Origin of the sequence: Micromonospora sp. NPDC005087 (assembly GCF_042872965.1) — a bacterium.
Lineage (GTDB): Bacteria > Actinomycetota > Actinomycetes > Mycobacteriales > Micromonosporaceae > Micromonospora.
Genome location: NZ_JBIALB010000036.1, coordinates 22,103 through 28,963, shown reverse-complemented (window position 1 = coordinate 28,963; position 6,861 = coordinate 22,103). Strand labels below are relative to the sequence as shown.

Sequence of the window (6,861 nt, the reverse complement as noted above, 5' to 3'; positions counted from 1 at the left end):
GCCCCGGCAGAATGGGCGCGACCGTCCGCGCCGCACTTCATCTCACGCACTTCGAGTACCGCTACCTACCCGAATCTTGTTGAGATCACTTCAGTATGCGGTTCCGCATCGAATGTCGACCTCGTTTCAACTACGGCCGCACCCACCACGATCTGGAGTTGCGGGCCGAGGGCGCCGCCTTCCGCAGCTCCGCAATGACACTCACCGTCAATGCGGTCCACCCGGTCGAGCGGTTCGTGGACGACTCCGACATCCACGACATCTGCAACGACCTGCTCATGTTCGCCACGTTGGGTCAGGGCGACACCGGCGGGATGGTTGTGGAGACCGCCTCCACCCACGGACCCCGCGCCATCCCCCCTGACGAGGTCGAGTCGATGTTCCAGCAGACCCACGACTACTGGCGCCGCTGGCTCGGCCGCTCCAGCTACAGTGGACGCTGGCGCGAGATGGTCGCGCGCTCCGCCATCACCCTCAAACTCATGACGTACGCACCCACCGGCGCCATGATCGCGGCCCCGACCGCCGCGCTACCGGAGAAGGTTGGCGGCACCCGGAACTGGGACTACCGCTACACCTGGATCCGCGATACCTCATTCTCGGTACACGCTCTCCTGGGGCTCGGGTTCACCGAGGAGGCCAGCCGGTACACGGAGTGGCTCGACGAGCGCGTCCACGAAGCCGGCGACAACGACGTCCCGCTGAAGATCATGTACCGCGTCGACGGTACGCCGGTTCCGCCTGACGAGATACTCGACACCTTCGAGGGTTACCGCGGCTCCGGCCCTGTCCGTGTCGGCAACAGCGCCACCGACCAGTTGCAGCTCGATATCCACGGTGAGGTGCTGTACGCGATGCACGTCGCCGACGAACAAGGCATCCGCGCCTCACACGAGGTCTGGCGCTGCACCGCCAAAGTCGTCGACTGGCTCTGCGACAACTGGAACCAGCCCGACGCCGGTATCTGGGAGAGCCGAGGGCACCCCCGCAACTACACCTACACCCGGATGATGTCCTGGGTGGCTTTCGACCGCGCCATCCGCCTCGCCGCACGACACGGCCGCCCCGGCAACACCATCCGCTGGGGCCAGCAACGAGACGCCATCTACAATCAGATCATGGGGTACGGCTACGACCCCAGTCGCCGTTCCTTCGTCCAGAGCTATGGGGAGTCCGTTCTCGACGCCGCGCTACTCACCATGCCGTCCGTCGGCTTGGTGACGCCGACCGATCCGATGTGGCAGTCCACACTCCGCGCGATCGAGGACGAACTGGTCTCCGACAGCCTTGTCTACCGATACGACCCGGCCGCCTCCCCCGACGGGCTACCCGGCGACGAAGGCACATTCAACATGTGCACCTTCTGGTACGTGGAAGCCCTCGCATGCGCCGGACGGCTTGACGACGCCCGCCTCGCCTTCGAGAAGATGCTGACCTTCAGTAGCCACCTGGGCCTCTACGCCGAAGAGATCGCTTCAAGCGGCGAGCAGACCGGCAACTTTCCCCAGGCGTTCAGCCACCTTTCCCTCATCAACACCGCGGCCGCCCTGGACCAACTCCTCGACCGCCAAAGAAAGCAGGCGTGACGGGGCGTCGCAGCTCACCCCACGCGAGGTCCGTCATCCTGTCCCGTGGACGTGCGGCGCCGGCCCCTCAAGTGAGGTTCGCCCGGGGGCGCGTATCCCGTCGAGCAGGATGGTGACGACTCGACGCCACCCGTCGGGTCCCGCGTCGACGCCGAGGCAGTGGTCGGTGTCCAACGCCGCCCGCGAGAAGATCAGGATGTCCTGCCAGGTCACGTCGTCACGTAGGGCACCTGCGGCGCGCGCCCGCTCGGTCAGCCGCGCGACAGCGTCCTGCAGTGCGGTGGTCCGCTGTGCGAGCTCGGGCGACGGCGGCCTTTCGCACGCCGCGGTGACCTCGGCCAGTCCGCGGCTGTCCCGGTGCGCTCCGGCCAACTCCATCACGAACTCCGCCAGGCCCTCCCATGGATCGGGGCGCTCCAGACAGACCTGCGCCGTGCCGCAGAGCTCGTCGTAGAGGCCGAGCACCGCGTGGTCGAGCAGCGCTTCCTTGGTGCCGAAGCGCCGGTACAGGGTGCCCACCCCCACGCCCGCCGCCGTCGCGATGTCCAGAGCCGAGACGTCGAGCCCGCGGGAGGCGATCGCCTCCCGCGTCGCCGCGATCAGCTGGCGTCGGTTGCGCCGGGCGTCCGCGCGGACGCCCTGCTCCGGGTCCAGGTCAGACATCCCCAGAACCTACCATAAACGGACGCGAATCGTCCGATTTGATGACCCACGCGCCGACCGGCCGGGGGCACGGTGCCGGTACGCGCTGGCTCAACGAGCCCCTGGTCACCGGGTGGTAGCCGGCACTCGCCCAAGGCCAAGATCAGCGAAATCCAGCCCATTGCCATCGTCGATGTCGTACGCCCATTTTCCGGCCCGCCCGGATTCGACGAACGGCGCGGCGAGTGGGTCGTGGTCATGCCCGTACGCCGCCGACTGGCTGAGACTTCCGAGGCCACGCCAGGTTTGTCCCAGGCGGCACGGCAACAAGATCACGCCGGTCCGATCACGGACTGCCCGCTGCGGTGATCATCTGTCGGACGGCGTTGGCTTTAGGGCAATATCGCCCTATGGTGGAGGCATGCCGCCGGTGACGTTCCGCTCGCCTGCCGTCACAGATGTGACGGCAGTCGGCGCTGTCCACGTGGCGACGGCGGCGCGCCGTATGGCCGGGATGCGAGTGCCGGTTGTCCGCACAACGCACATCGCGCCCACGTACAGGCTGTCGAGCCCGGCGCGAACCAACCGAGGCCCTCCCGCGGAATCGTTGCACCCAGAACGACCGCCAGGGCGAAGCTATTCAAGCTTCGGCCCTTTTTCTTTTTCCGTTCCTTTTGAAGGGCAGACCATGAGCGTCGATCATCGAACTGTCGACCAGCGTTGGCTGGCTGATCTGCGAGCGTCCCTGGCGGACGATTTCGCCACACAGACGGCTCGGCTGCGGGAACTGACCGAGCTCAACGCGGACACCGGCGACCCCAGCGAGGCCCACAACCAGGCCGCGCTGCTGGCGGCCACCCGCCGCAACATCGAACAGATCACGGGTGCGCTGAACCGGATCACCGACGGCACCTACGGTGCCTGCCAGAAGTGCAGCAAGAACATCCCGGCCGAGCGGCTCGAGGTTCTCCCGCACGCTCGCTTCTGCGTGCCGTGCCAGGAAAAGCACAACAGGTGACACCGGATGTGGCTGCCGTGCCGCACAGGTGGCACGGCAGCCACAGGTCCTACGCGCGAGACAGTTCCGCGACATCGACGACGTCGAGGATGCCCAGGAGCCCGGCGAGGGCTATGGCCTCGGATCGGGTCAGGGTGAGGCTGCAGGTGGCGTCGGGATCGTCGTGGGACTCGTAGACGAGATCGCGCCGGCCGCTTGAATGGTGCGTGACCACGCCGACGCGGCGGCCTTCGGCGGTGGTGAACATGCGGCGTAACCCGATACCGGGCAGCGGGGTCAGTTCGACATTCATGACGACTCCAGAAGCAAGCGGCGAAACGGCTCAGCGGGTCAACAGCAGGCGCAGGCCGGCGAGCGTGGCAAGGTGCGGTTCGGCGGGCATGGTCACGGTGCGGCCGGTCATGGCGGCCAGCCGGGCGGCGAGATCCGGATGAGTGGCACCGCCACCGGTGAGCAGCAACCGCCGGACCAGTTGCGGTCCGGCGTTCAGGCGTCGCACGCAAGCGGCGATCGCCGGGATCTGATCAACCGTGTTGGTCACGTCCGCGCGTTCGGCGGCCACGACCGTCCCGTCGGTGATGCGGGCGACCTCTGTACGCCCGTCGCCGATGTCCACGGCCAGCACGTCGTCGGAGTCGGGTCCGGGACGGCAGGCAAGCGCCGCCGCGAGTGGTTCCTCGACCACGGCGACCCGCCCGCCGGTTGCCCGACGTACCACCGCGATCAGGGTGTTCTTCTGCCGCGCCGTCGCGGTGGCCGGGACGCCGACCAGGACCGGGGATTCGTCATCGCTGGGCCGACCGGTGGCGGCGCTGAGCACCCGCAGCAGGTACACGCAGGCGAAGAAGTTGTCCACCACGCCGTCACGAACCGGCCAGGTGAGTTTCCCGGCGGTAGAGGCGACCGCATCCAGCGCGGCGTGACCGACGAGATGCCGTCCGGACGGTCCCGGCGCGATGACGGCCGGTGCGGTGACGACCGCACCGCGCGTCGGGCTCCAGAGCCGCACGGTCGACGTGCCCAGGTCGAGAGCGAGAGGATGCCGTACGCCCGGGCGGGCGTACGCGCCGGGGGTCAGCATGTGCACCGCCCCGGCATCTGGGTGGCGGGAGGTGTCGAGGGCGGAAGCGGGTATGCGGGAACGCACGAAGTGGGCATGATGCTCCCAGGCGGGGACCGGCGCGGGCCGGGGCGAGTGGGTCAGGCGAAGGCGCGCGCGTGGTGCGGCGGAGCACGATCCGCCGACCAGGCAGGCACGCAACCGGGGATCGCCCGCCGTGCGGAGCGGAACACGATGCACAGGCCGATCGACCGGGTGGCCGAGAGCACCATCACGAGGACGGCAAGCAGCAGCATCGTCGGCAGCGGCATCCGCTCGCCGACGCGCCGAGAAGTGCGCCGGTCCTGCATGCCGCAAACCATAGCCGTCGCCCAGCGTGTCGGCCACATTCGCACCATGTGACTGCCACGGCTCGGGCAGTCACCAGTGCACGCTCGTTCACTGGCATCGGCCCGGCTTTACAGCCTCTGCCACAGTCGTGGCATGGACAACCGGTTCCGTCGGCTGCCGCCGCGCATAGAACCTCTCTACGAGACACAGGACGTCTCCGGTCCACCACCGTTGCCGCATGTGGAGGAGACGAGTTGGTTGACGCCAGCCGGGGAGGTAGCGGGTTTCGAGCAGTTGAGCTCAGCCGTTGCCCGCGGCTCTGAGCGGACCGGCTCGGAACCGGTGCGGCAGCGACGGCGGGGCAGGGCGCTGGTGATCCTCTACATCGTTCTGGTTCTGGGGACAATCGCCGTGGGCTTCGTCCTGCGCGCCCGCGCCGATTGATGAGCACCCAGGGCAGCGGGCTCGGCTTCGCACCGAGCCCGCCCGTTCACCTCAGCGCTGCAGTGTCAGCAGGCCCGGCCGGTACGGTAGGAGGCCGTAGTCGCCGCCGGAGCTGGGGGATCGTCCCTGGTAGAGCAACTGCAGATTGCAGGGATCAACGGTCATGGTCTGATCGGCGTTGCCGCGAACCAGTTCACCGTGGCTGATGTCGTTGGTCCAGGTGGCGCCACTGTCGGCCTTGCCGGCGAAGGGGTTGCTCTCGGTCGCGGCCTGCGGTGTCCACGAACCGCCCAGGCTGGTGGCCGTGAACGAGCGAAAGTAGTGTCCCTGCGAGCCGATCGCCTCGACGAGCATGAGGTACCGGTTCTGGCCCTGAAGCTTGTAGACCTGAACGGCTTCGAACAGGTTGTTCGTCGTGTCGCTCATGATCACCGTTGACGTCGAGCCGAAACTGCCCGGGAAGTTTCCGATGGGCATGCTGGCCCGGTAGATCTTCCCGTTGTCCCCGGCGAAGAACAGGTACATGTTCGTGCTGTCACCGATCAGTGCCTGATCGATCGGTCCCGTACCCGAGCCGGAAATGCTTCCGGAGAAGAGCACCTGCTCCGACGACCACCCATTCGCATTGGTGGGGTCGCTCGACGTCCGGTAGGAGAAAGCGGTCCCACCCCACTGATAGGCAAGCACCCAGATGTTCCTCGGGGCGAAGTAGAAGAGCGTGGGCGCAACGGTGGAGAAGGACATCGTGTTCTGGCTGGCCGAGGCCATGTCGGACCAGTTGGTGAAGAGGCCGAAATTCATCGAACCCCACCTGGTCCCGGTGTCGTGCGTCGTCGCGTAGACCAGGTGCCGGCCGTTGTAGGGGGCGTAGGTGAAGTCCTTGAGCGAGACCCACCCCGACTTCGGGTTGGCCAGCGAGCCCGTCGAGGCCCAGCGGTACGTCGACGGCAGAGCGCACGTGCCCGGCGGCGGCGTGGTCGGGTTGCCCCCGCCGTCGACGCGGACGAGTTGCCACTGCTGGTTGTTGCCGTTCCAGTCGTCGTACTGCACGATGCTCCCGCCGTCGGCGGTCGAGGCGCCCTGCACCTCCACCACCTTGTTGCTGTTCCGGTTGATCAACCGGACGTAGCCACCGTCGGAGTCGGCCAACCGGAACTGCTGGTTGACCCCGTTACCGTCACTCCACTGCACGATGCTCGCACCGTTGGCGGTCGAGAAGTTGTAGACGTCCAGCACCTTGCCCGACAGCCGCGACCGCAACCGGTAGTAGCCACCACCGGAGTCCACGAACTGCCACTGCTGCTGATTGCCGTTGTTCCGCGCCCACTGCACGATCCGCGCACCGTCATTCGTGGCCAGGTTGTACACGTCCAACGCCTTGCCACTGTTGCGGTTGATCAACACGTACCAGGCGCTCGTGTCGACCGTCGCCGCGGCGGCGGGCGTCGACACCACCGCCGCGGCGGCACCACCGACCACCACCGCCAGCACGCCAGCGGCGACGACCCGTAGCAATGTTCCGCGCCGCCGCGACGGCGGCGCGGGAGATGAAGACCTACCAAGGGCAGACATGATCTTCCTCCAATGACCAGGAGCCGTACCGGTCTGCCGGGAGATTGGCGGACCGGGACGCGTGGCCGGGCGTAGACGTCGGAGGTGTCAGCGCTAACAAGACGTCGGCATGCCCTGGCGCACGCGATGATTCGAGGTCGACGAAGCAGGCTCGCCCGGTAAGCCGCAGGTGCCGTCGTCCCCAGACATCGACTGTGAGCGATAACATG

General features: G+C 67.3%; 8 protein-coding genes. 3 read left to right on the top strand and 5 right to left on the bottom strand.

Features of this window, described 5'->3' with window-relative positions:
- Positions 1-95: 95 nt before the first annotated feature.
- Positions 96-1,586 (top strand): glycoside hydrolase family 15 protein, encoded by a 1,491-nt coding sequence (locus tag ACFYPS_RS34840; protein WP_354962954.1) that lies wholly within the window; start codon positions 96-98, stop codon positions 1,584-1,586.
- A 33-nt stretch (positions 1,587-1,619) separates the two neighbouring features.
- Here ACFYPS_RS34840 and ACFYPS_RS34835 read toward each other — a convergent pair whose 3' ends face one another.
- Positions 1,620-2,249, bottom strand: a complete 630-nt coding sequence (locus tag ACFYPS_RS34835) for a TetR/AcrR family transcriptional regulator (protein WP_354962955.1) — start codon at positions 2,247-2,249, stop codon at positions 1,620-1,622.
- Positions 2,250-2,649: 400 nt separating this feature from the next.
- Between ACFYPS_RS34835 and ACFYPS_RS34830 the strand changes: the two genes are divergently transcribed.
- Positions 2,650-3,246: a TraR/DksA C4-type zinc finger protein gene (locus ACFYPS_RS34830; protein ID WP_354962956.1), complete on the top strand. Its 597-nt coding sequence runs from the start codon at positions 2,650-2,652 to the stop codon at positions 3,244-3,246.
- Between the two features lie 49 nt (positions 3,247-3,295).
- Here ACFYPS_RS34830 and ACFYPS_RS34825 read toward each other — a convergent pair whose 3' ends face one another.
- Genes ACFYPS_RS34825 through ACFYPS_RS34815 form a run of 3 tightly spaced genes read right to left on the bottom strand, consistent with a single transcriptional unit; the run spans position 3,296 to position 4,656 of the window.
- Positions 3,296-3,538: a potassium transporter TrkA gene (locus ACFYPS_RS34825; protein WP_354962957.1), complete on the bottom strand. Its 243-nt coding sequence runs from the start codon at positions 3,536-3,538 to the stop codon at positions 3,296-3,298.
- Positions 3,539-3,568: 30 nt separating this feature from the next.
- Positions 3,569-4,393, bottom strand: coding sequence for a rod shape-determining protein (locus tag ACFYPS_RS34820; RefSeq protein WP_354962958.1), 825 nt, complete (start codon positions 4,391-4,393; stop codon positions 3,569-3,571).
- A 53-nt stretch (positions 4,394-4,446) separates the two neighbouring features.
- A complete protein-coding gene (locus ACFYPS_RS34815; RefSeq protein WP_354962959.1) occupies positions 4,447-4,656 on the bottom strand; it encodes a hypothetical protein in 210 nt (69 codons plus the stop codon).
- A gap of 133 nt (positions 4,657-4,789) precedes the next feature.
- Between ACFYPS_RS34815 and ACFYPS_RS34810 the strand changes: the two genes are divergently transcribed.
- Positions 4,790-5,080 carry a hypothetical protein gene (locus ACFYPS_RS34810; protein ID WP_354962960.1) on the top strand — a complete coding sequence of 97 codons (291 nt, stop codon included), beginning with the start codon at positions 4,790-4,792 and terminating at the stop codon, positions 5,078-5,080.
- A gap of 51 nt (positions 5,081-5,131) precedes the next feature.
- On the opposite strand, the gene ACFYPS_RS34805 is transcribed toward ACFYPS_RS34810, so the two are convergent.
- Positions 5,132-6,652: a non-reducing end alpha-L-arabinofuranosidase family hydrolase gene (locus tag ACFYPS_RS34805; RefSeq protein WP_354962961.1), complete on the bottom strand. Its 1,521-nt coding sequence runs from the start codon at positions 6,650-6,652 to the stop codon at positions 5,132-5,134.
- Positions 6,653-6,861 lie beyond the last annotated feature (209 nt).